Origin of the sequence: Chryseobacterium culicis, assembly GCF_002979755.1 — a bacterium.
GTDB classification, from domain to species: Bacteria; Bacteroidota; Bacteroidia; order Flavobacteriales; family Weeksellaceae; genus Chryseobacterium; species Chryseobacterium culicis_A.
Genome location: NZ_PCPP01000001.1, coordinates 41,700 through 63,570, shown reverse-complemented (window position 1 = coordinate 63,570; position 21,871 = coordinate 41,700). Strand labels below are relative to the sequence as shown.

Below are 21,871 nucleotides of genomic sequence, written 5' to 3'. Positions count from 1 at the left end.
CCTGAAATTTTGTTAATGTAAATTTATGAATTTATCCTTTAAAACTCATCTAAAAAATACTTCTATTGTTCTTAGAACAGTAATGTCCGCAGGAGTCCTTTATTCCTGTGCTACCTATAACGTACAAAAGGGCAAAAACTTATTTGAAGTAAAAGATTCCGAAATAAAATCCGAAAATGATTTTAAACTTTTTCTGATTGGAGATGCAGGAAACTCAGATGAACCTCAGGCTCAAAAAACTCTGAATTTACTGAAAAGTAAGCTGGACTCTGCCAACAGTAATTCTATGCTGATCTTTCTGGGAGATAATATCTATCCCAATGGAATGCCCAAAGAAACAGATAAAGACTATGCCCTGGCAAAACAAAAACTGGAAAACCAGCTTGCCATTACCAAAAATTTCAAAGGAAAAACACTCGTAATTCCCGGAAATCATGACTGGTACAATGGAATTGAGGGATTGAATACCCAGGAAGGACTGGTTAAAAAATATCTTGATGATAAAAAAGCTTTTCTTCCTAAAAACGGCTGTCCTATTGATGACATTAACGTTTCTAAAGATATCAAGCTTATCGCAATCGATACGGAATGGGTAATTGCCAACTGGGATAATTATCCGGGAATCAATAAAAACTGTAATATCAAAACCCGTGAAGATTTTTTTACAGAGTTTAAAGACCTCATCATTAAAAATCAGGGTAAAAGAATAATTGTTGCTTTACACCATCCCATTATCAGCAGTGGAACCCATGCAGGTTTTAATTCTGCAAAATCTCATCTCTTTCCTTTAAAGAGTAAAGTTCCCGTTCCTGTGGTGGCAAGTGTAATCAATATTTTAAGAAGTTCCTCAGGAGCCAGTCCTGAAGATATCAATAACCAACATTATGCAGATCTGGCCAACAGGCTGAAAAGCATTGTTCAGGATAAAGAAAATATTATTTTCGTTTCCGGACATGATCATAACCTGCAATATCACGAAGATGGAAACCTGAGACAGATCGTCAGTGGTGCAGGTTCTAAAACAGATCCCGCGACCATTGTAGAAAAGACAGACTTTTCCTATGGAGGCAGCGGTTTTGCTGTTTTAAATTTCAGAAAAGATGAAAGTACAGATGTTGAGTATTTTTCAACCAAAGATGCCCAGCTTCAAAAACTGACTCATATTTCCGTGATTTCCAAACCAGATGTATTTGTCAATAATTTCCCTAATTCTTTTCCTGCAACGTTCTCTTCAACCATTTATCCGGTTCAGCTTACTGAAAAAAGAAAGTTTTACCGTTGGCTTTGGGGAGATCATTACAGAAGATATTATGGAATTCCCATTGAAGCTCCCACGGCCAACCTTTCAGAATTGAACGGAGGGTATATTCCTTTTAGAGAAGGTGGAGGAAACCAATCTAACAGTTTGCGGCTGAAGTCTGCAGACGGACAGGAGTTTGTAATGCGAGGGGTGAAAAAAAGCGCAATTCGATTCTTAAACAATATGGCTTTCCAGAAAAGTACATTAGGAGAAGAACTTGCAGATTCATATCCTGAAAAATTCCTGCTGGATTTCTATACCACCAATCATCCGTTTACTCCGTTTACTATTGGAAATATGTCGGAAAAGCTCAATATTTTCCATAGTAATCCAAAACTATACTATATCCCCAAACAACAAGCTTTGGGAAGATACAATGAGAATTACGGAGATGAAATGTATATGATTGAAGAACGTTTTTCTTCTGATCCTAAAACATTGGCTTCCCTTGATCATGCAAATGATATCGTTTCTACGGATGATGTATTAAAGAACCTCAACAAAAGCAATAAATATTCTGTCGACAGGGAATCTTACATCAGAGCAAGATTATTTGATATGCTTATCGGTGATTGGGACAGACACTCGGACCAGTGGAAATGGGCACAATATGAAGAGGGCGACAAAGTGATTTACAAACCTATCCCTAAAGACAGAGATCAGGCATTCAGTAAATATGACGGTGCAGCCTTTAGGATTATTATGAATGTTCCTGCCATCCGTCACATGAAAACCTTTACAGAAGATATCAGCAGTGTGAAATGGCTTGCTATGGAACCTTATCCTATGGATCTTGTATTTTTAAAAGGGGCTGATCAGAGTGAATGGGAAACTCAGGCAAAATACATACAGGAACATCTGACTGATGCAGATATTGATGATGCTTTCCATAATCTTCCGAAAGAAGTACAGGATGATACCATTGCCGAAATCCAGAGAAAACTGAAAATCAGAAAAACAAAACTTCAGAGCTACGCTGCACAGTATTATGATGTATTGCAGAAAAAAGTTCCTCTGGCAGGAACGGTAAATCCTGATAAGTTTGTGATCACCAAAAACGGACACTCCGTACTTGTACAGCAATATAAGCTGGGTAAAAATAAAGACCAGAATGAATTGGTTTTTGAAAAGACTTACCATGATTCAAAAACTAAAGAATTATGGATCTACGGACTGGAAGATGATGATACCTACGTAGTGACAGGGAGTGGAAATCCTAAAATGACCATCAGACTGATTGGGGGATATAACCATGATACCTATAACGTTGCGGATGGAAGAAAAGTGAAGATTTATGATTTTAAATCTCAGAAGAACACCTATAATGCAGGAAATGCAACCAAGAATATAACTGATGATTATGATATCAACAGTTATAATTATAAACACCCGAAATATAATTCCGTTGCCGGATATCCAAACCTGGATTACAACCCGGACGATGGAGTCATTGTGGGGGTTCTGGCCAATTATACTGTGAATAATTTTATTCGTGATCCTTTTACCCAAAGACACAGCTTAAAAGCTAATTTTTATACCGCTACTGCAGGGTTTAGTCTTACCTACAAAGGTGTATTTAAAAAAGCCATCTCAGGTTGGGATATCAACCTTGATGCATTTTATACAACTCCAAGATTCTCTCAAAACTTCTTCGGGCTTTCCAATGAAAGTGAGTATGACAAGGAAGATACAGAAAGAGAATACAACAGAGCCAGAATTTCCAAGTTCAACTTTGCTCCTTCTATTTCTCAAAAGAGCTGGATGAACCTCAGCCACCAGTTTCAACTGACTTTTGAAGATAATAAAGTACAGAGAAAAGCAGACCGTTTCATCAACCAGTCACCGGATGTGAGGCCAGGCGTATTTAACAGTCAGCAATTTGTGGGAGCAAATTATACATTCGGATATAAAAATGCAGACAATGTGGCCTTCCCTACTCTTGGTTTGGAATTTATGTTGAATGCAGACTGGAAAGCAACACTTTCTGATTTCAACAAAAACTTTGTGACCGTAAAAGGAAAGCTCGCTGTTGACCACAGAATTGATAAAAAAGGAAAATTTGTATTTGCCAACTCCAGTAATGTCATGTGGATCAATAATAATAATTTTGAATTCTATCAGGCTGCAGCTATCGGAGGGAATAACGGTATGAGAGCCTTCAGAAATGAACGATTCGCAGGAAGATCATATTTTACCAATAACTCAGAAATCCGCTGGGATTTTGGAAGGGTCAGAAATAATATTGTTCCGGCAAACATGGGGATTCTCATCGGATATGATATCGGCCGTGTATGGAATGACAATGAAAATTCCAGAAAATGGCATCAATCTGCCGGCGCAGGAGTATGGCTGAGTATTGTGGAAATGATGTCTGCAAGATTGAATTATTTCTATGGTTCAGACGGTGGAAGGGTTTCTGCCGGAGTAGGAATGAAGTTTTAAACTTCTTCTATTAAAAACGAAATAAATGCTGTGTTTGCCATTAACATTGAAATTCCAATACAATACAAAACACTGTTTAACAGCATATTAAATTACTTACAAATTGAATATTCAAAAAATATCAATTTTAATGAAATTTAATATTTAAAATTTTCAACTCACATTTTTTACGGATAACATAAATATGGCTTTTAAATAAAAGCCATATTTTCAGCTATATAAGTCAAACTTACACATAGTTCAATATGTTTATTAATTCTTTAAAAAATAGACATTTTAAAAACATTTTATCTTTGCGGCAATTAAAAAATCAACAAATGATGAAAAAGAAGCTATTGTATATGGCATTATTTGTCATGTTCATTCACTTAAATGCACAGATAGGGATTAAAACTCCAACACCTCAAAATACATTACATGTCAACGGCTCGCTTCAGGTAGTTAAAGATCTGAATGTAGGCGGAGATGACAGAACAAAAGGAAATTCCGGAAACAGAGGTGAATTCTTAATGTCAAACGGAGCTGGAAATACTCCGGTATGGAAAACCATTGAATCTGAAAATTTTTTAAAGGTAGTCTATGTTGGAAGCAAAACAGATATCAGTCCGGCAAGCGGCAGTTATACAGGTACCCATTCTACTCCGGTCAGTACGCATGAAAATTATTCACAAACCTATATTTTCAATGTGAGTAATAAAATTGATACGGCTTATTTAACTTATAATTCAACAACAGGTCTTTTCACAGTTGTGAAACCGGGATTTTATAATATTGTTCCTTATGCCACCTATGATCTCAATTTAAATCCATCAGGACAAACGGCAGGAACAGCCAATTCTTATATCCAAAAAGTTTCCCCGACACTTACAACCCTTGCAGGAATATCAACAGGTCATGGAGAGCGTACTACGGGATTGAATCATAATCTTTCATCCATTAATTTTTTTAATACGGGAGAAACCTTCAGAATACGCTGCCGTTATACCCAGGATTTCCGTTTATCAAGTGGTAATATCCACATCTCTTATCTTACTCCGTAACGAGCAAAACGTCAATCACTTCATTAACATTCATATATTCAAAAACCCCACAGAGAAATCTGTGGGGTTTTATTTATTCATTTATGGTACTGGGAAGTATAATAGGACTTGTCCGTTGGTATCATATTTATAGGTCCAAGTTTTTTTCGATATTTTTGGAGGAACATTGCTATTAGGATTTAATCTTTCAACAACAGATTCTTTTGTTCTGAAATTATTAGCAGATAAGCTTTTCTCATAGAAAACATCATTAATGAGATAAAGTTTTTTGAATGGATTTGCAGCATTATCAAAATCAGAATAGGTAGTAGTGGTTCGTTGATAAGTTACCCCATTTCCTGTTTCAAGCATCACAGATTTGGTAAGGTTATTTTTGTCGTCATAATAATATGTTGTAGCATATTCAGTATTAGCTGCATTATTAAATTTTATAGACGTCTTTTCTACTCTATCCTGCTCATAGGTGTAAGTTTTTGTATATACTATGGGAGAATTCCCTGTGTCTTTATTAACATAATAATATTCAACTTTTTGGGGTCTGCTGTTTTCCATATAATACAGATATTCATCATGTTTGGAAATACCGGCAAATTCTAAAACACTTACCTTTATTTTGTTACCATTATAAGATAATTGAGTCGTTAATTCGGAGAAAAACATGTTAAACATTTGAAAGAATACAGGTAAAAATCTTCCTTTAACATTGACTAAATTTCCATTTTCATAAGTAAACTCATAGTATTCTTTAGGGTTAGGTACTGTTCCTACACCATCCGTACTATATACATAAGCTTTTTCTGTATGCACAATTGGAGGTGGAGTGTCTGTCGTAGTGTCATCATTGTTGCTGCAGGAAAACAAACTCAGCACAAGTGAAATGTAAAACAATTTTTTCATGGTTAGTTAGTTAGTTAGTTAGTTAGTTAGTTAGTTAGTTAGTTTAAAAAATTTAGTTTAAAGAAAAAGTATACACATTTCCACCTTCATTCTTCCCTTTCTCATCGGCGATCATTACTGTTTTATCATCAAAGAAAACAAGCGCTTCCTTCTGGGAATTATGATTCAACGAGACTTTCTGAATTTTTGCAGCACTGAAATCGTTAGCTGTAAAACCTGTAAGAACATGTACATTTTTATGGGTAAGCAGTACAATTTTATCTTTGGTACTGTTGATGGTAGCAGAGGTAATAGCAGCATCGTTATACCCTCCATCAAGCTTTAATCTTCCTATTAACTTCGCTTCAAAATCCCCTTCTTTATTAGGCACCTGGAATACAAGGAAAGTTCCGTCAAAACCTTTGCTTCTGTTTTTGGTGAATAAGTAGAAGTTACCATCCATTTCTACAAAAGCCTCACAATCATACAACAGATTTGATTTTTTCGGAGGAAATTCCGTCTGTCCTTGATAATGGAATTTCGTAGTCTGAACAACCTTGGTAGTAATTTGTTTGCTGTCTTTCAAATCTGTTTTTAAGATCGCAAGATCCTGTCTGTTATTATCATTATTACCAAAATCTCCAATATAAATATTTCCCTGAGTATCTGATATGATGTCTTCCCAGTCTGTATTTTCAGCACTTTCCACAGCTATCTTTGCCAGCATATCACCTTTGTCACTCAGCCCGTATATTGCATTTTTATTTCCTCTGTCTTCTATTACCCAGATCGTTTTCTTATCTTTCGACAAAGTAATTCCGGAAACTTCCTTCAACTTTTTAGGTAAGGAAAACTGAACTTTTAATTCATCTTCATTAGCAGGAGAATTCTGAGCTTTCGGATTGCAGCTCAATAAAAGCAAAGCAGGTAAAATAAGAAAACGTAACATAGGTATATTTTTATTTTTTTAATCGAATGTAAGAAGCATTAATTGTTCCAATCAAAAGTTATGAAAGTTTTTTTGCCTTTTCCCAAAGAACATCCATTTCTTCCAGAGACATATCTACCAATTTTAAATCCTGCTCTTCAGCAAGCCTTTCCATCTTTTGAAATCTTGAAATAAACTTAAGATTGGTCCTCTCCAGCGCAGAATCCGGATTGATTCCTGAAATTCTGGCATAATTGATCAGTGAGAAAAATACATCGCCAAGTTCCTGTTCTTTTTTATCCAGATCAGTCTCAGCATGAAACTCCTGGATCTCCTCATCTACTTTCTTCCATGCATCTTCTGCATCATGAAACTCAAAACCGATCCCTTTCACCTTATCCTGAATTCTATAGGCTTTCACCAGACTCGGAAGGCTTTTCGGTACTCCACCCAAAATAGATTTGTTTCCTTCTTTTAATTTTAATTTTTCCCAGTTCTGTTTCACTTCTTCTTCATCTTTCACCTCAACATCTCCATAAATATGAGGATGACGGAAAATCAGCTTTTCATTAAGGGAATTGATAACATCTGCAATATCAAAACTCTCTTTTTCAGAACCTATTTTAGCATAAAAAACCAAGTGAAGCAAAACATCACCCAGTTCTTTTTTTATTTCCTGTAAATCATCCTGTAAAATGGCATCTGAAAGCTCATAGGTTTCTTCAAGGGTAAGATGACGAAGCGACTGTAATGTCTGCTTCTGATCCCATGGACATTTTTCACGCAAATCATCCATAATATCCAGTAATCTTCCGAAGGCCTCTAGTTTCTCCTGTTTCGTATTCATAAGTAGTGGAAATTCAATCTTACAAATGTAAGGGATATTTTGGGTCTGTGGTAGAGGTTGAGTGTGAAACTTTGGACGTTTATGGTTAATAGGATACGAGATACAGGGTCCAAGGTTCAAGGTTCAAGGTTCAAGGTTTAAAGATAATGGCGAAGCTTGAACTCTGCAGAAAATTTCACTAATCCCTGCTTCCTGCTTCCTAACATCTGCTACCCAACATCTGCGTCCTGCTCCCTAATAAAAAAACAAAAAGCCTTGTCCGGATATTCCAGACAAGGCTTTGTATTTTTAATTCAAATGAATTATCCTTGTTTTCTGTGTGTACTCTTCGGAGCTGATTTTGCAGCTGAAGTAGCTTTTACTTTTGGAGCAGCTGGTTTCTCTGCCTTTGGAGCTTTCTTAGCTTCTTTTTCAATGCTTACTTCTTCTGTTGCTGGCTCTCCGTCCAAAGTTTCAGGCTCTGCTTTTACAAAGCTATCCGGAGTGATATATCCTGCTTTATGAAGGATGTTATACCACTGAGCCAATTTCTTGATATCAGAAGAGTATACTCTTTCTGTATCATAGTTAGGAAGAGATTCAAGCATAAAATCTTTCAAATCTGCATCAGAAGATTTGTGAGAGATCGTTTCCTTATAGTCGTTGTTTTTAGCAATATTTTCAAATACTTCAAACAAAGGAACTTCTTTCTCAAATGTAAACATGGCAATATTGTCCAATAAACTTACTTGGCTTGAGTTTCCAATGCTTACTTTTTTCTTGTTGGTAACATCTTCAATGATGAATCCGTTTCTTAATTGAGAAACTAATTTGAAAAGTCCTGGTTTTCCAGAAATTGAAATTATTTTTTCTAACAGCATAATTTTATTTTTTGTAAATTCTGCAATCAGCACTAGCTTTTTGCTTTTTATTATTTCTTTTAATCCTTATTTAAATTACTTTGGAAATCTCATTTTGTAACCGATGTTTACATCACCCTGAGAGATTTTAGTCAGCTTACCTTTTACCAGTTTCTTCTTCAGAGCACTTAGGTGGTCAGTAAATAGAACTCCTTCAATGTGGTCATATTCATGCTGAATTACGCGGGCTCTAATATCGGAAAAAGTTTCTGTATGTTTCACAAAATTTTCGTCATAATATTCAATAACGATTGTGCCCTTTCTTTTCACGTCTTCTCTTACATCCGGGATAGAAAGACAACCTTCATTAAACTTCCATTCTTCGCCAGATTCTTCAAGAATTTGAGCATTAATGAATACCTTTTTGAAGTCTGCCAATTCATCTTTAATATCTTCATAATCCTCATCTTCTGCAAGAGGCGTCACATCTATTACAAACAGACGGATATCCAAACCAATCTGTGGCGCTGCAAGACCTATGCCATTTGCGCTGTACATGGTTTCGAACATGTTATCTATCAATTCCTGTAATTCGGGATAATTTTTGTCTATATCTTTTCCCACTTTTCTCAAAACAGGATCCCCAAAAGCTCTTATCGGTAATATCATCTTAATCTTTGTTCTAAAAAATTCTGCAATATGATTGTTGCACTTACTTTATCTATTAATCCTTTTTCCTGCCTCTTTTTCTTATTTTTTCCGCTCTGAGAAATAAAGAATGAAGCCATTTTGGAAGTAAATCTTTCATCAAAACGGTGAACTGCAATATCCGAAAATTCTTTTTTAAATTCTTCAATGAATTTTAAAATATCGGTTTCCACCTCTGAAACATTTCCTTTCAAATCTATGGGAAGCCCAATTACTACGTCATTTACCTTGTTTTCGCTGAAATATTTTTTCAAAAACTCCATTAAAGAACGGTTCTCTACAGTGTCCAGGCCACTGGCTATAATCTGCATATCATCAGTCGCAGCGATGCCACAACGAGCTTTTCCGTAGTCTATTGCAAGGATTTGTCCCATAAGTCTGCAAATTTAGTAAAATTTACTGATTTTATTCATAACGCAGTTTTTTTATATAAATCATGTTTTATTCCATTATTTTTTTTATAATTTTAATCTTCCAAAAAACAATTATATGAAGAAACTCATCCTCGTAAGACATGCAAAAAGCGATTGGCCGGAGGAAACGGAGGACTTTGACAGACCTTTGGCAGACAAAGGTCTTGAGGATGCTATGCACATGTCCAGATTCCTGAAAAACAATAATATTTCCATCGATCATTTTGTGTCCAGCCCTGCGGTACGCGCGCTGAATACCTGTAAAATTTTTAATCAGGCATATCAGCTGAACTGTTCCACTGATGAAAAATTATATAACCCTTCGGAAAGAAGTTTTGAATCTGTAATTTATGACCTGGATGACAACCTGAATTCGGTTGCTTTCTTTTCCCACAATAATGGAATTTCCAACTTTGCCAATTCTATTTCTGAGGATATTTTCCATTTCCCCACTTGCGGAGTTGCAGGTTTTGAAGTAGACTGTGAATCATGGTCCGAATTTGATGGTGCTAAAAAGAAACTTCTCTTCTTTTATGAGCCCGGGAAAATATAACTTCACTTCCTTATTTTTTTATGTCACAATAGTAATCCTTCTTTTCTCTTGCCAGAAACAGAAGAAGACTTATTATGAATCAAAAATTTCTTTGAAAGGCAACAAAAAAACGGGCTAAAGCCCGTTTCTATTGAATATCTTTTGCGATTTCATTTTTTATTTTCTCTTCAAATCCAGATCATCAAAATCAAAACTGAAATCTGTAACATCAGAAATTGCTTTCAATCTAGCGGATTCTGCTTTTCCGTTTTCATCATAATTGAAAATAATATAAGCATCTGCATCATAGCTTCTGTCATCCCATTTGATAATGAAAGAATTGTTGGAATAAGGAAGTAACTCGCCTTTTAATCTTGGAGAGTTTTTGCATGAGATTCTGTAGGTATTTCCCTGTTGTGCAATTTCCACATCACCAAACCAGGCATCATTGTATGTTCCTGTGAACTGTTCTGCTTTTGGCTGAAGTGATTTTTCTTTTTTGAATACTTCAGATTTTGCAAAGGCATCTTTTTTCTGTTTGTTGAATTCAGCCTCCATTTTAGACATTCTGTCGCCGTATGTTTTCAGCCAGTTTCTGTCTGCTACCCCAAGGTAAGAATCTTTCACCGTATTGGTAATCGTATTGAAAGCCGCTCCTGACTGTTGATTAGTCAATACTACGATTCCCAGCTTCATATCCGGAATTAAGGTAAACTGGGTAACAGTTCCGATCAATCCTCCTGTATGCTGTACCTGCTTATGTCCTTTAACATCACTCAGAAACCATCCTAAACCATATCCGTAAAAACTTGTATCATATGGATTTTTTGCAGCTACTCTGTCTGGAATCTGCAGGCTCCAAAGCTGTTGAGCATCCTTATCAGAAACCAGTTTTTTTCCATCTTTAGTCGTAAAGTTATTTAACAGACATTCTGCCCAGGTTGTCATATCTTTAATATTACTCATAATTCCTCCGGCAGCATTGGCCGTTTCATTCCAGTCGTGAGGAACAGCAATTGCTTTTCCGTCTACAGGTGCATGCGCATCAATTTTGTTGGCCGTAGCTTTTGCTCTGTTGTAGCTTCCAAAACTTGAAGTCATTCCTACAGGTTTCATAATTCTTTGCTCAATAAATTCTGCCCAACTTAATCCTGAAACTCTGTGGATTACTTCTCCGGCAACAACAAACATGATGTTATTATAATCTAATTTTGTTCTGAAAGGATTCTCCGGTTTCAGGTATCTCACATTATGAACAATATCATTCACGGTTAAATTTCCTCCTTCCGGAAAAAACATAAGATCTCCCTGTCCCAGCCCTAATCCGGCTCTGTGCGTAATAAGATCTTTAATTGTTACATTTTGAGAAACGTAAGGATCGTACATTTGAAACTCAGGAATATATTTTGAAACTTTATCATCCCAGTTAAGTTTTCCTTCATCTGCTAAAATAGCTAGTGCCACACACGTAAATCCTTTAGAATTGGAAGCGATTCCTACCAATGTGTTATCATCCATTGGCTGCTTAGAAGTAAGTGAACGTACACCAAACCCTTTGGAATAGATCATTTTTCCATCTTTTACAATTCCAACGGACATTCCCGGTACATCAAAGGTTTTCAGGGTATTCTGGATCAGTTCATCCAGTTTTTTTTCTTCAACCTGCGCATTGGCCAATCCTACGGTCAAAAGAAAAATGAAAAAAGAAAGTTTCTGTTTCATTGTTTATTTTAATTTTCCCAAATTTACTAATTATTAAGGGATGCTAATTTCAGCATTGCTAAAACTTTACGATAAATCAGTTGTATTCATGAAAAAGCCTATTTGTATCTGTATTTTTTCTCTTTTCATTATCAGTGGCCTCAAAGCTCAGGACAGAACCGCCAATCCTTTGCTTTTACAAACCTGGAATCTAAATAAAATGGATACCTATATTTATACCTATGAAAAACAGGATGGTTTTGAAGCAAGAAGAGAAGGGATCAGATTTCAAAAAAATGGAAAAATCACAGGAAATCTGATTAAATCTACATTAAGATATGATACTTTGGAAGAACCTGTGACTAAAAATGAAAAGCCCGACCGTTATATAGGAAGCTGGAAAAAAGCTTCAGATTCTACCGTAACTATTATATTTCCTTCCAATACCAATATGACCGGAACTTTTGTTATTTCAAAACTTACAGAAAACGGATTGAAACTAAAAAAGGTTTTCAGTGCGGATATTGAAAAGAAACTGGATTCTATCCGCAGAACAAAAAATATTACGGATTAAGATCTCCGATCCGTTTTATTAAAGCTTCTTTATATTTGCAATCTTAAAAAATAGTAAAATGGCAGTAAACAGGTTATTCGCTTTCTTCTTACTGATGATAAGCTGTAATTTATATTTTTCCCAGGATGTAACCATTAAAGATGATAAAGTTTTATTGGATGGGAAACAAATCCTGAAAGCAGAAAAGATCAATATAGCCCAATATTCATTTTTCTCCATGAAAGATGATGAAGAGATTCTTCTTTACCGATATATGGATAATGAAACGCCAAGGTATGTAAATGATGATTATTTTATCCTGAATTTTCTGACAGAAAAAACAAAAGTGGAATCTACCGATTTGGGTAAAATCTCCAATTTTATGAATTCTAAAAAAGGAATGGAAAAACTGGTAAAATGGTTATTAAAAGAAAGAGTGATCAATCATGACGGAGAGCTAAATCCTGATCGTGTAGCGGTATTCAAAGATAAATACAACGAAAATATTACTGAAAGAACAATTAGATAATGACCAAAGTCCTTCTCCTTTCCGACTCTCATTCTTATATTGATGACAGAATTCTGGAATATGCTTCTCAGGCTGATGAAGTATGGCATTGTGGTGATTTTGGAAATCTGGATGTCATAGAACAGCTGGAAAAAATAAAACTTCTGAAAGGTGTTTACGGAAACATTGATGATGCTAAAATCCAGGCTGAATTTCCGGAAGTGAACCGATTTTTTTGCGAAAAACTGGAAGTTTTGATGATCCATATCGGAGGTTATCCCGGAAAATACACGCCACTTACGAAGAAAGAAATTGCAGAAAAAGCTCCGAAATTATTTATTTCAGGGCATTCGCATATTTTGAAAGCGATGTATGATGAGAAAAACAGTCTGCTCCATCTGAATCCCGGTGCCTGTGGAAAACAGGGCTGGCATAAAGTAAGAACAATGATGCGCTTTGTAGTGGATGGTGAAGAAATCAAAGACCTGGAAGTTATAGAACTGGGCCCGAGAGTCTGATGAGAAAGAAGGTTTGAGGGTGAGAGGGTTTGAGAGTTTGTGTTCATCCATTTTACTTTCTACCTTTGCAGAAATATTGGGTTCAGACAAGTCTTAAAAATTATGAAGATCGGCGATAAGGTTTCGGTAGTAGATGAAGATTTAAGCGGAGTAATTACTTCCGTGAAGGGAAATATTGCCGTTTTTAAAGATGAATATGGCTTTACCCATCAATATCCTAAAGAAAAACTGGTTCCTAAAGATGCTGATCTGTATGAAAACATCAGGGTTGTGAGAAAACCAGAACCTAAAAAAGTAATTTCCAAGAAACATCAGAAAAATCATTTGGTTTTAGACCTGCATTTTCATAATTTGGTAAAGAATCCCAATGACTATGACAGCTTTGAAAGACTCTTTATACAAAAGGAAAAACTGATTGAGGTGATTGAGTTTTGCAGAAAGAACAATCTGAAAAGACTGGAAATTGTTCATGGTATTGGGGACGGGACTTTGCAGAGGATGGTTCGGGATGTATTGGAAAGCCAGGTTAATATTGATTTTTATAATAAGGAAATACTTCACCATCAATCGGGTGCGGTAATGGTAGAATTTCACTAAATTTGCAGGAATTGAAATATGAACGTACTTAATTTACTTTTTACCAAAGACGGATTGATCTGCCAGATTGTTAAAAACAAAAACATTCTGGAGGAAAAGTCTTATTTCGTTACTGAAGAGACACCAGCCAATCTTATTGAGCAAAAGCTGGACGAAGTTCTTATTAAGCAGCGCTATGAGGAAATCCATGTGATTTCAGCATTTAATCATTTTACCCTGATGCCGGAAGGTTTTTCTGAACATGATGCAGGATTTGATCTGATTGCCTTCAACGCTCCTACTGACCGAGAAAAGGAAGAGCTGATGCTTTCTATCAACAAAAAATTCAACATTCAGTTTTATTATACTTTCCCGAAAAATTATTATAAAAAGATAAAAGAACTAGCAATACCGGCTCATTTTAATTTCTCCGGTGAAAAGTTTCTAAGTTCAGTCAATAATAAAACAGGTAAGGAAATTCACATCAATCTTTATCACAATCAGTGTGAATTTTTTGCGATTGACAATAAAAAAATCATTCTTTATAATAACCTGGATGTCAATTCAGAGGTAGATTTTCTTTACTTCATTATGTTTACATTAAGCAAAATAGGTTTCGGAATTAATGAAACCAGCTTTTATGCTTATGGAGAGACTACGGAGAATGAAACATTTATTTCAGAGCTCCAGAAATTTGTTAAAAACCTAAAAATTGTTTTTGACAATATTCCCAATAAAAATTTTATACTTAATTAGGTTGCAGGCTGCAGGTAATGAGGATTAGCCTCCCAAAATAGTCACCTGCCCCCTATAATCTATTACCTAAACCCTAACAAAAATATGTTCAGAATAATATCAGGCAAATGGAAAGCCAAAAAAATTGCCGCTCCTAAAAACTTTGATGTAAGGCCTACCACCGATTTTGCGAAAGAGGCTTTATTCAGTATTCTGGAAAATAAATATGATATGCAGTCTATTGCTGTTCTTGATCTTTTTGCAGGAATTGGCTCTATCACCTTTGAATTTGCTTCCAGAGGATGCCAGAGTGTAACTTCTGTAGAAATGAACCCGAAGCACACTGCATTTATCAACTCTACTGCTTCCGAACTGGATATGGCACTTCAGATCAATGTACAGCGAGGAGATGTCTTCGACTGGCTTAAAAAATTCAGAAATAATAAGTCATTTGAGATTGTTTTCTCTGATGCTCCTTTCGAAATGGAAGAGAAGAAGTATTATGAATTGATTTCTCTGGTTTTAAACAATAAATACCTGAAAGAAAACGGAGTTCTTATTGTAGAGCACCAAAGCCGCATGAAGCTGGAACATCCTAACCTAATAGATACACGAAAATACGGAAACGTGAGTTTCAGTTTTTTTGAACCAAATAAAGAAGATAATCAGGAACTTTAATTCCTGATTATTTTTTTTGATCTTTCCGGAGCTGTTTTCCCCCAATCTGTAATGGCTTCCAATACGGGAAGAAGGGTTTTTCCAAATTCCGTTAAAGTATATTCCACCATGAGTGGAGGTTTTGCTGTAAATACTTTTCTGTCAATAATATCATCTTCCTCCAGCTGCTTTAGCTGAAGACTGAGTGTTCTTTCCGTAATGGTAGGGATTATTTTTCTCAGTTCATTGTATCTTTTCGCACCATCTATCAGGTGAAATAAAATCACAGCCTTCCATTTCCCCCCGATAAACCTCATGGTAACACTGGTGCAGCATGGGTATGTTTTATCATCTATTGTATACATTTTTATACTATCCTTTTTTACCGTTATTGCAAAGTTAATAAACTTAAATTAATTTTGTAACTATAAAAATGATAGTATAAAATTATGAACTTTTTAGACCAAATGAAAAACAGGTATACGGTAAAAAAGTATAACCCTCAAGGAAAAATCAGCGAAAAACAGATTGAAGAACTTCAGGAGATTCTGAATCTGAGTCCTTCATCCATTAACAGCCAGCCATGGAATTTTATTTTTGTAAATGATCCGGAACTGAAAAAACAATTGGGTGATACCTCTTACTTTAATAAAGAAAAAGTATTGGACAGCAGCCACATCATTGTTTTTCAGGTAATCAAAAATATAGAAAACTTTGAAAAGCAAATTGAAGAAAATCTTCCGGAAGGGTCTGTCAGCTATTATCGTACCATGGTAAAACCAAAGGGAGAAGATGCTATAAAATCATGGCTTGGACACCAGGTTTATTTATCATTAGGAGTGCTTTTATCTGCCTGTGCTACCATGGGAATAGATTCTACTCCAATGGAAGGCATTGAACCTGAAGGCTATGATGCAATTCTTAAGAATGAAAAGTATGAGACATTATTTGCCGTAGCCATCGGGCAGAAAGATGATGCAGATGCCAATCAGCCTAAATTTAATCCAAAGAAAAGACTGAATGCTGAAAAAGTAATTGTGGAAGCGTAATTTTAAACACAAATTCACGATCTCTTTCACAACAAACACCAATTAAATTGCACATTATTTCCCCACAGATTTCACAGAGGACACAGATTTTTAGTTACCCTTTAATTCTAAAAGCGTTATCATCTGTGGGATTTGTGAAATCCGTGGGAATTAAATGAAGCATAAAGCTTTATCAAAAATAAATCTTTGTCCCTTAAAAACATGATTTTGTAATGACAACATGTAACAAATAAAAAAGTCTGCTTCCATACGAGGCAGACTTTTTTGTTTATAATACTTTTAATTCTAAATCAATTGTTTTTCCGAAGAACTTCTTAGAGATCTTTTCAAAATTTTTGGTAAGGTCTGAAAGATAGAAGTGATAATTCGGCTTGGGATTGTTATCATTCAAAAGATTGTACTTATCCAGAATAATCTTCAGATGATTGGCTACAATATTCGGAGAGTCAATCACACGAACCCGATTTCCATAATACTGCTTGATCTCATCAATTAAAAGAGGATAATGAGTACATCCCAGAATCAGTGTTTCAATATTTTTTAATTTACTGTTACTTAAATAATTATAAATAATAGCATGGGTAATCGGATGGTTTTTAAATCCTTCTTCAATAGCAGGAACCAGCAATGGAGTTGCCAATTCATCCACTTTGATCCATTTATTATGCTTTCGGATACTCTTTTTATATAATCCTGAATTCACAGTAGCTTTGGTCGCAATAACCCCTACATTATTATGGATTTCATAAGATACTTTTTCTGCCACAGGATTAATAACGTCAATTACAGGAACTTTTCCCGCAACAGACTGCATGACTTCATTTAAAGCATTAGCCGTTGCTGTATTACAGGCAATCACAATAGCTTTACAGTTCTGCTCCAACAGAAAATTGGTGATCTTTGTAGAATATTCAATAATGGCTTCCTTAGATTTTTCTCCGTAAGGAAGGTGCTTTGTATCTCCAAAGTAAATCAAATCTTCATTAGGCAGAAGTCTTTTGATTTCTTTGGCAACAGTAAGACCTCCCACTCCGCTGTCGAAAATTCCGATAGGCTGGCTTGGTGAAAGATGTGAATAATCTTGTTTCTTCGTTTTCAAATGAAATGAAATTTTATACAAAAATAGTGAATTTTATGGCATGTCTGCATATATACAAACATTATACAATAAACAAATCTGAAGCAATTCCGTCTGCCATAAACCAATGTTTTTCAGGAATTTTTAAATGACTATTTTCGATGATTAAAATACCGTCTTCAATTTTGGACTTAATTTCTGCCTGGAAGTGCTCCAGCATTCTATCTGAGAATTTGTTCTTCAGACTTTCAAGATCTACTCCCCAGATGGTGCGCAGACCAATCATAATCATTTCATTAAACTGATCTTCCTGGGAAAGAATCTCTTCCTCTTTGGCAAGAAGTTTATCATTCAGTTTTTTAATGTACTGCTGATTATTGGCTACGTTCCAGCTTCTGATATCAAATCCGTTATAAGAATGTGCCGAAGGTCCTATTCCAAGGTATTCCTGATATTTCCAATAGGCAGAATTATGACGTGAATAGAAACCGGGTTTGGCAAAATTGGATACTTCATAATGCTCAAAACCATTGTCTTTTAAAAAGTCAGACAGGTAATAGAATTCTTTATTTTGCTCTTCTTCTTTAGGACTTTTTATTTTCCCTTTTGAAATCCAGTTTTCCAGAGCTGTTTTAGGCTCTACCGTTAATGCATAGGACGAAATGTGAGGAACTTCAAGAGCTATGGTTTTATTCAGATTTTCTTTCCAGATCTCAAGATTGGAAGTAGGCGAACCATAAATCAAGTCAATACTCAGGTTTTCAAAACCAAAATCCTGTGCTCTTTTAATGGAACTTTCTGCCTCGGAAGCAGAGTGAGCCCTGTTCATCAGTTTTAAATCTTCTTCAAAAAAACTTTGGGTACCAATGGAAAGTCTGTTCACAGGGGTTCCGGAAAGTTGTTTTAAAAAGTTTTTATCTAAATCATCAGGATTGGCTTCCAACGTAACTTCAATATCCTTTTCAAAACTGAAATAACGTAATACTTCATCTATTAAAGAACTGATTTCATCTACAGAAAGAATAGAGGGAGTTCCTCCTCCAAAATACAGGGACTTCAGGGTTCTGTTCTGCAGCTCATCCTTTCTTAGGGCAATTTCAGTTTTCATGGCATGAAGCATTTCATCCTTGAAATTCAGGGATGTTGAAAAATGAAAATTACAATAACTGCATTTTTGTTTACAGAACGGAATGTGAATATATATCATAAAAAAAGCTCTGAAAAATTTCAGAGCTCAAATTTATTTAAATTAAATTAATTAGTATCTAAATCCTCTAGCATTAATGAAGTTGTCGAAGTTATAACCCAGACCAATCATGAAGCTGTTTCCACCATAGCTCTGGATATCAGATAATCCAAGGTTATAAGTAGCTCCAATCATGAATTTGTTGAATCTTACTTTTACAATGGGAGAGATACTCAGGTTCTGATTATCAAATCTGTTCTGAACCGTTCTGTAGCTTACTCCGAAAGAGAATGCGTTGATATCATTAGAGAATGTTGCCATCAAATTCCAGTCGATCATTCTCGTTGAGTTGGTATTAAGGTTGATCAATGCTGACGGTGCTAATGTAATGTTATCAGCAATGTTCCAGTTATATCCTAAATTTAAGAAGAATTTAATTGGAGAAGGTTCGTAGTTGTTTACGATAGAAGCATCATTACTTAATGCGATATCATTTACGGAAACACCCCCGAATAAACCTCTGTAGGTAGCTGCCAAACCAAAGTTTGCATACACCATAAAGATGTTACTTTCTTCACCTCTCAATAATGGGTCACCACCTTCTTCAGTATTAATTTTTGAATAATCAAAATTCATGTTATAGAAGTTAACACTTGTACCGAAAGAGAACTGGTCTTTTCTGTCTCCTTCACTACTTAGCGGAATAAAATATGAAGCACCAGCCGTGATACCACCCGCAGAGATCGGTCCATTACTGTCTCTGAACACGGAAATACCAGCACCCACTCTATCAAAGATATTCGCATTCATCCCGATTGACTGAACATTCGGAGAATTACTGAATTTTGAAAATTGTTGTTGATAATTGGCGTTGAGCTGTACGTAATCTGTTTTTCCGTATTGAGCTGGGTTGAACAGGAACTCACCATCCAAAAGATATTGCTGATAGTATGGTAGTGATTCTTGTGCTTTGTATGCATTTGACAAAAGAGCTAAACATACGATAGCATATAGTTTTCTCATAACAAATCTTGATTTCAATTCAACAAATATAAAAAAAATCTCAATATATTTTTAGTTTTCCAAATAATTTCTCCATTTTTTTACAGCATCCGCCATATCTTTGGGCATTGGGCTCTCAAAATATAATTCCTTTTTTGTCGTTGGGTGTATAAATCCGAGGGTATGTGCATGAAGAGCATGTCTTGGCAAAATTTCAAAAACATTTTTAATAAATTGCTTGTATTTGGGAAGATTTATCCCTCTTAAAGGAGTATGACCCTCATATCTTTCATCATTAAACAAAGTATGCCCTATATGCCTGAAATGCGCTCTGATCTGGTGGGTTCTTCCCGTCTCCAGTTTACACTCTACCCATGTCATGTATTTAAACCTCTCCAACACCTTATAATGAGTCACTGCATGTTTTCCCTGGCTGCCATCTTCATAAACAGACATCTGCATTCTGTTTTTAGGATGCCTTCCGATATGACCTCTGATTGTACCCTCTTCATCCTGCATATTTCCCCACACAAAAGCCCAATACAGCCTTTTCGTAGTTCGGTTAAAGAATTGTTTTGCCAGGAAGCTTAATGCATATTCATTCTTAGCAATCACCAATAGTCCTGATGTATCTTTATCAATTCGGTGAACAAGCCCTACTCTGTCAAGATCAGATTTCTGACCGTTCTTTTCGAAATGGAACGCCAGCGCATTTACTAATGTACCATCCCAGTTACCGAATCCAGGATGCACCACCATTCCTGGTTCTTTATCCACAACAACGAGGTCATCATCTTCATAAACGATATTCACAGGGATATCCTGAGGAATAATGACATTCTCTCTCGGAGGATGCGTAAGCAGTACAGAAATCTGATCTCCTGGTTTTACACGATAGTTCTGCTTTACCGCAGTTCCGTTCACTATAACATTTCCGGCTCTGCAGGTCTGTGAAATTTTATTCCTTGAAGAATTCTGTCGGTATATTAACAGGAACTTATCAATTCTTAACGGTTCCTGCTTGCTGTCAACAGTGATATTAAGATGTTCATATAAACCTTTATTTTCCTCATCAATATCGATGTTTTCAATACTGTTGGAATCTAATAATTCTTCATCTAAAAAATCGTCGTTATCTTCTGACATTGTTTTATATTTTTTACACAAAAGGCCTCAACATTTTGCAGTTGAAGCCTGTATTTTTGATATTAATCTGATTTTATTCTACGACAACCTTCTTAGCTTTTGGCTTTTGCGCAGGCTGTTGTGTTGTTGCAGCCGGTTTGGCTGTACTTCCTGTAGCATGAGTACCGTTTCCTGCAGACGTTTTAGGTTTTTCAACAGTGGTAGCAACTGGTTTAGCTGCTGTAGTCTGAGTTTTAGGAGTTTCAGTTTTCGGAACTTCCGGCTTTGGAGTTTCTCTTTTAGGCGCAGGAGCAGGCACTACGGGAGCTTCATAACTTGGCTCACTGTGTACTTCTTCATATCGAACCGGAGGAAGTGATGTATCCACTTTCATACGGTAGATAGAATTCAGCTGTTCTACTTTAGCTCTTAGTTCTGCCGGAGTTTTCTTACTCGCCCAAAGGTCGATCTGCATTCCCTGATCACGAACATCTCCGGAAGCAGGATCCTGATAATAGATAATATCAGACTCATCTTTACTTCCATCTTCATGTTCTACCAATCCTACTTCAAACATACTTTTGGCAATGACAGCTCTCGCTTCTTTTACCGTAAGTCCTACTACATTAGGAATAGAAATATTTCTCATAGGCCCGGATCCTACCACTACATCAATCGTAGAGAATCTTGGCAAACGAGTTCCCGGGTTTACAGCATTTCCTTTATATAATATTCTTAAAAGAGCATCTTTCTGAATACTCGGCTCATAAATGGTATCACCGATTTTAAGACCTACCTGATCCAATCTCTGGAATGCCAGTCCTGAATATTTGTTGATAACATTTGGCACTGCAATAGGAGCCCATGTTCTCGGATTTACTTTAAGCGTTACCGTTCTTCCGTCTTTCACACGGGAACCTGGTGCAGGATATACCTGCAACACCTGGAATGGTCTGTATTTCGGGTCGTAATTGGCACTGTCTACTTCATATTCCAGTCCTGTATCATCTAATATTTTAACGGCATCATGTACCGATTTATTTACAATATTGGGAACAGGAATTTCCTGACCGTGGTTAGTATGGTATTCCAACCAGCGAAATGTAAGCCATACAAGCCCCACGAAAACACCGATGGCTACTACTAAATTCAGTAAAACTTTCCAATTGAAAAGTGATTTAAGCATACTTAAAAATACTTTAATTATAACCGCAAATATAGCTAATAATTTTAGAATGGACTTTTTATTTAACACAAT

The 21,871-nt window shown here is 35.9% G+C and carries 23 protein-coding genes; 10 read left to right on the top strand and 13 right to left on the bottom strand.

Annotated elements, in window-relative coordinates; all coding sequences use genetic code 11:
- Positions 1-25 precede the first annotated feature (25 nt).
- Both CQ022_RS00315 and CQ022_RS00310 read left to right on the top strand, forming a co-directional pair.
- A complete protein-coding gene (locus tag CQ022_RS00315; RefSeq protein ID WP_105684351.1) occupies positions 26-3,742 on the top strand; it encodes a metallophosphoesterase in 3,717 nt (1,238 codons plus the stop codon).
- A gap of 317 nt (positions 3,743-4,059) precedes the next feature.
- Positions 4,060-4,782, top strand: a complete 723-nt coding sequence (locus CQ022_RS00310) for a hypothetical protein (RefSeq protein WP_105720502.1) — start codon at positions 4,060-4,062, stop codon at positions 4,780-4,782.
- A gap of 81 nt (positions 4,783-4,863) precedes the next feature.
- Here CQ022_RS00310 and CQ022_RS00305 read toward each other — a convergent pair whose 3' ends face one another.
- The 6 genes from CQ022_RS00305 to ruvX form a co-directional block, all read right to left on the bottom strand.
- Positions 4,864-5,679 carry a hypothetical protein gene (locus tag CQ022_RS00305; protein WP_123864361.1) on the bottom strand — a complete coding sequence of 272 codons (816 nt, stop codon included), beginning with the start codon at positions 5,677-5,679 and terminating at the stop codon, positions 4,864-4,866.
- A gap of 52 nt (positions 5,680-5,731) precedes the next feature.
- Entirely contained in the window at positions 5,732-6,607 is an 876-nt protein-coding gene (locus CQ022_RS00300; RefSeq protein ID WP_105684354.1) for an SdiA-regulated domain-containing protein, read from the bottom strand.
- Between the two features lie 58 nt (positions 6,608-6,665).
- Positions 6,666-7,433: a nucleoside triphosphate pyrophosphohydrolase gene (gene mazG / locus CQ022_RS00295; protein ID WP_105684355.1), complete on the bottom strand. Its 768-nt coding sequence runs from the start codon at positions 7,431-7,433 to the stop codon at positions 6,666-6,668.
- Positions 7,434-7,735: 302 nt separating this feature from the next.
- Entirely contained in the window at positions 7,736-8,293 is a 558-nt protein-coding gene (locus CQ022_RS00290) for a DUF5606 domain-containing protein (protein ID WP_105684356.1), read from the bottom strand.
- Positions 8,294-8,368: 75 nt separating this feature from the next.
- Positions 8,369-8,941, bottom strand: a complete 573-nt coding sequence (def, locus tag CQ022_RS00285; protein ID WP_105684357.1) for a peptide deformylase — start codon at positions 8,939-8,941, stop codon at positions 8,369-8,371.
- On the bottom strand, positions 8,938-9,354 hold the full coding sequence (gene ruvX, locus CQ022_RS00280) for a Holliday junction resolvase RuvX (RefSeq protein WP_105684358.1): 417 nt from the start codon (positions 9,352-9,354) through the stop codon (positions 8,938-8,940). The genes def and ruvX overlap by 4 nt, the downstream gene beginning before the upstream one ends.
- A gap of 115 nt (positions 9,355-9,469) precedes the next feature.
- Here ruvX and CQ022_RS00275 point away from each other — a divergent pair, with 115 nt between their 5' ends.
- The gene (locus tag CQ022_RS00275; RefSeq protein WP_062675602.1) at positions 9,470-9,946 is read left to right on the top strand and encodes a SixA phosphatase family protein; all 477 of its coding nucleotides are present in this window, start codon (positions 9,470-9,472) and stop codon (positions 9,944-9,946) included.
- A 156-nt stretch (positions 9,947-10,102) separates the two neighbouring features.
- Here CQ022_RS00275 and CQ022_RS00265 read toward each other — a convergent pair whose 3' ends face one another.
- Positions 10,103-11,647 (bottom strand): serine hydrolase, encoded by a 1,545-nt coding sequence (locus CQ022_RS00265; protein WP_105684359.1) that lies wholly within the window; start codon positions 11,645-11,647, stop codon positions 10,103-10,105.
- A gap of 88 nt (positions 11,648-11,735) precedes the next feature.
- Here CQ022_RS00265 and CQ022_RS00260 point away from each other — a divergent pair, with 88 nt between their 5' ends.
- The 6 genes from CQ022_RS00260 to rsmD all read left to right on the top strand — a co-directional run bounded on the left by CQ022_RS00260 (position 11,736) and on the right by rsmD (position 15,194).
- Positions 11,736-12,200 carry a hypothetical protein gene (locus CQ022_RS00260; protein ID WP_105684360.1) on the top strand — a complete coding sequence of 155 codons (465 nt, stop codon included), beginning with the start codon at positions 11,736-11,738 and terminating at the stop codon, positions 12,198-12,200.
- Between the two features lie 58 nt (positions 12,201-12,258).
- Complete coding sequence (locus CQ022_RS00255; protein WP_105684361.1) at positions 12,259-12,708, top strand: hypothetical protein; 450 nt, start codon at positions 12,259-12,261, stop codon at positions 12,706-12,708.
- Entirely contained in the window at positions 12,708-13,205 is a 498-nt protein-coding gene (locus tag CQ022_RS00250) for a metallophosphoesterase family protein (RefSeq protein WP_105684362.1), read from the top strand. The genes CQ022_RS00255 and CQ022_RS00250 overlap by 1 nt, the downstream gene beginning before the upstream one ends.
- 102 nt (positions 13,206-13,307) lie before the next feature.
- A complete protein-coding gene (locus CQ022_RS00245) occupies positions 13,308-13,802 on the top strand; it encodes a Smr/MutS family protein (protein WP_105684363.1) in 495 nt (164 codons plus the stop codon).
- Between the two features lie 18 nt (positions 13,803-13,820).
- The gene (locus tag CQ022_RS00240; RefSeq protein ID WP_105684364.1) at positions 13,821-14,537 is read left to right on the top strand and encodes a DUF3822 family protein; all 717 of its coding nucleotides are present in this window, start codon (positions 13,821-13,823) and stop codon (positions 14,535-14,537) included.
- An 84-nt stretch (positions 14,538-14,621) separates the two neighbouring features.
- Positions 14,622-15,194, top strand: a complete 573-nt coding sequence (rsmD, locus tag CQ022_RS00235) for a 16S rRNA (guanine(966)-N(2))-methyltransferase RsmD (protein ID WP_105684365.1) — start codon at positions 14,622-14,624, stop codon at positions 15,192-15,194.
- Here the strand turns inward: rsmD and CQ022_RS00230 are convergent.
- Positions 15,191-15,538, bottom strand: a complete 348-nt coding sequence (locus CQ022_RS00230; RefSeq protein ID WP_105684366.1) for a winged helix-turn-helix transcriptional regulator — start codon at positions 15,536-15,538, stop codon at positions 15,191-15,193. The genes rsmD and CQ022_RS00230 overlap by 4 nt on opposite strands.
- 84 nt (positions 15,539-15,622) lie before the next feature.
- Between CQ022_RS00230 and CQ022_RS00225 the strand changes: the two genes are divergently transcribed.
- A complete protein-coding gene (locus CQ022_RS00225) occupies positions 15,623-16,222 on the top strand; it encodes a nitroreductase family protein (protein ID WP_105684367.1) in 600 nt (199 codons plus the stop codon).
- 268 nt (positions 16,223-16,490) lie between these two features.
- Here CQ022_RS00225 and murI read toward each other — a convergent pair whose 3' ends face one another.
- From murI to CQ022_RS00200, 5 genes are all read right to left on the bottom strand, one after another.
- A complete protein-coding gene (gene murI, locus CQ022_RS00220; protein WP_079240419.1) occupies positions 16,491-17,321 on the bottom strand; it encodes a glutamate racemase in 831 nt (276 codons plus the stop codon).
- A gap of 61 nt (positions 17,322-17,382) precedes the next feature.
- Positions 17,383-18,507 carry a radical SAM family heme chaperone HemW gene (gene hemW / locus CQ022_RS00215; protein ID WP_105684368.1) on the bottom strand — a complete coding sequence of 375 codons (1,125 nt, stop codon included), beginning with the start codon at positions 18,505-18,507 and terminating at the stop codon, positions 17,383-17,385.
- Between the two features lie 51 nt (positions 18,508-18,558).
- Positions 18,559-19,509 (bottom strand): PorP/SprF family type IX secretion system membrane protein, encoded by a 951-nt coding sequence (locus tag CQ022_RS00210; RefSeq protein ID WP_105684369.1) that lies wholly within the window; start codon positions 19,507-19,509, stop codon positions 18,559-18,561.
- Positions 19,510-19,560: 51 nt separating this feature from the next.
- Positions 19,561-20,634, bottom strand: a complete 1,074-nt coding sequence (locus tag CQ022_RS00205) for an RluA family pseudouridine synthase (RefSeq protein ID WP_185126836.1) — start codon at positions 20,632-20,634, stop codon at positions 19,561-19,563.
- 73 nt (positions 20,635-20,707) lie between these two features.
- Positions 20,708-21,799 (bottom strand): PASTA domain-containing protein, encoded by a 1,092-nt coding sequence (locus tag CQ022_RS00200; protein ID WP_079240417.1) that lies wholly within the window; start codon positions 21,797-21,799, stop codon positions 20,708-20,710.
- Between the last annotated feature and the right edge of the window lie 72 nt (positions 21,800-21,871).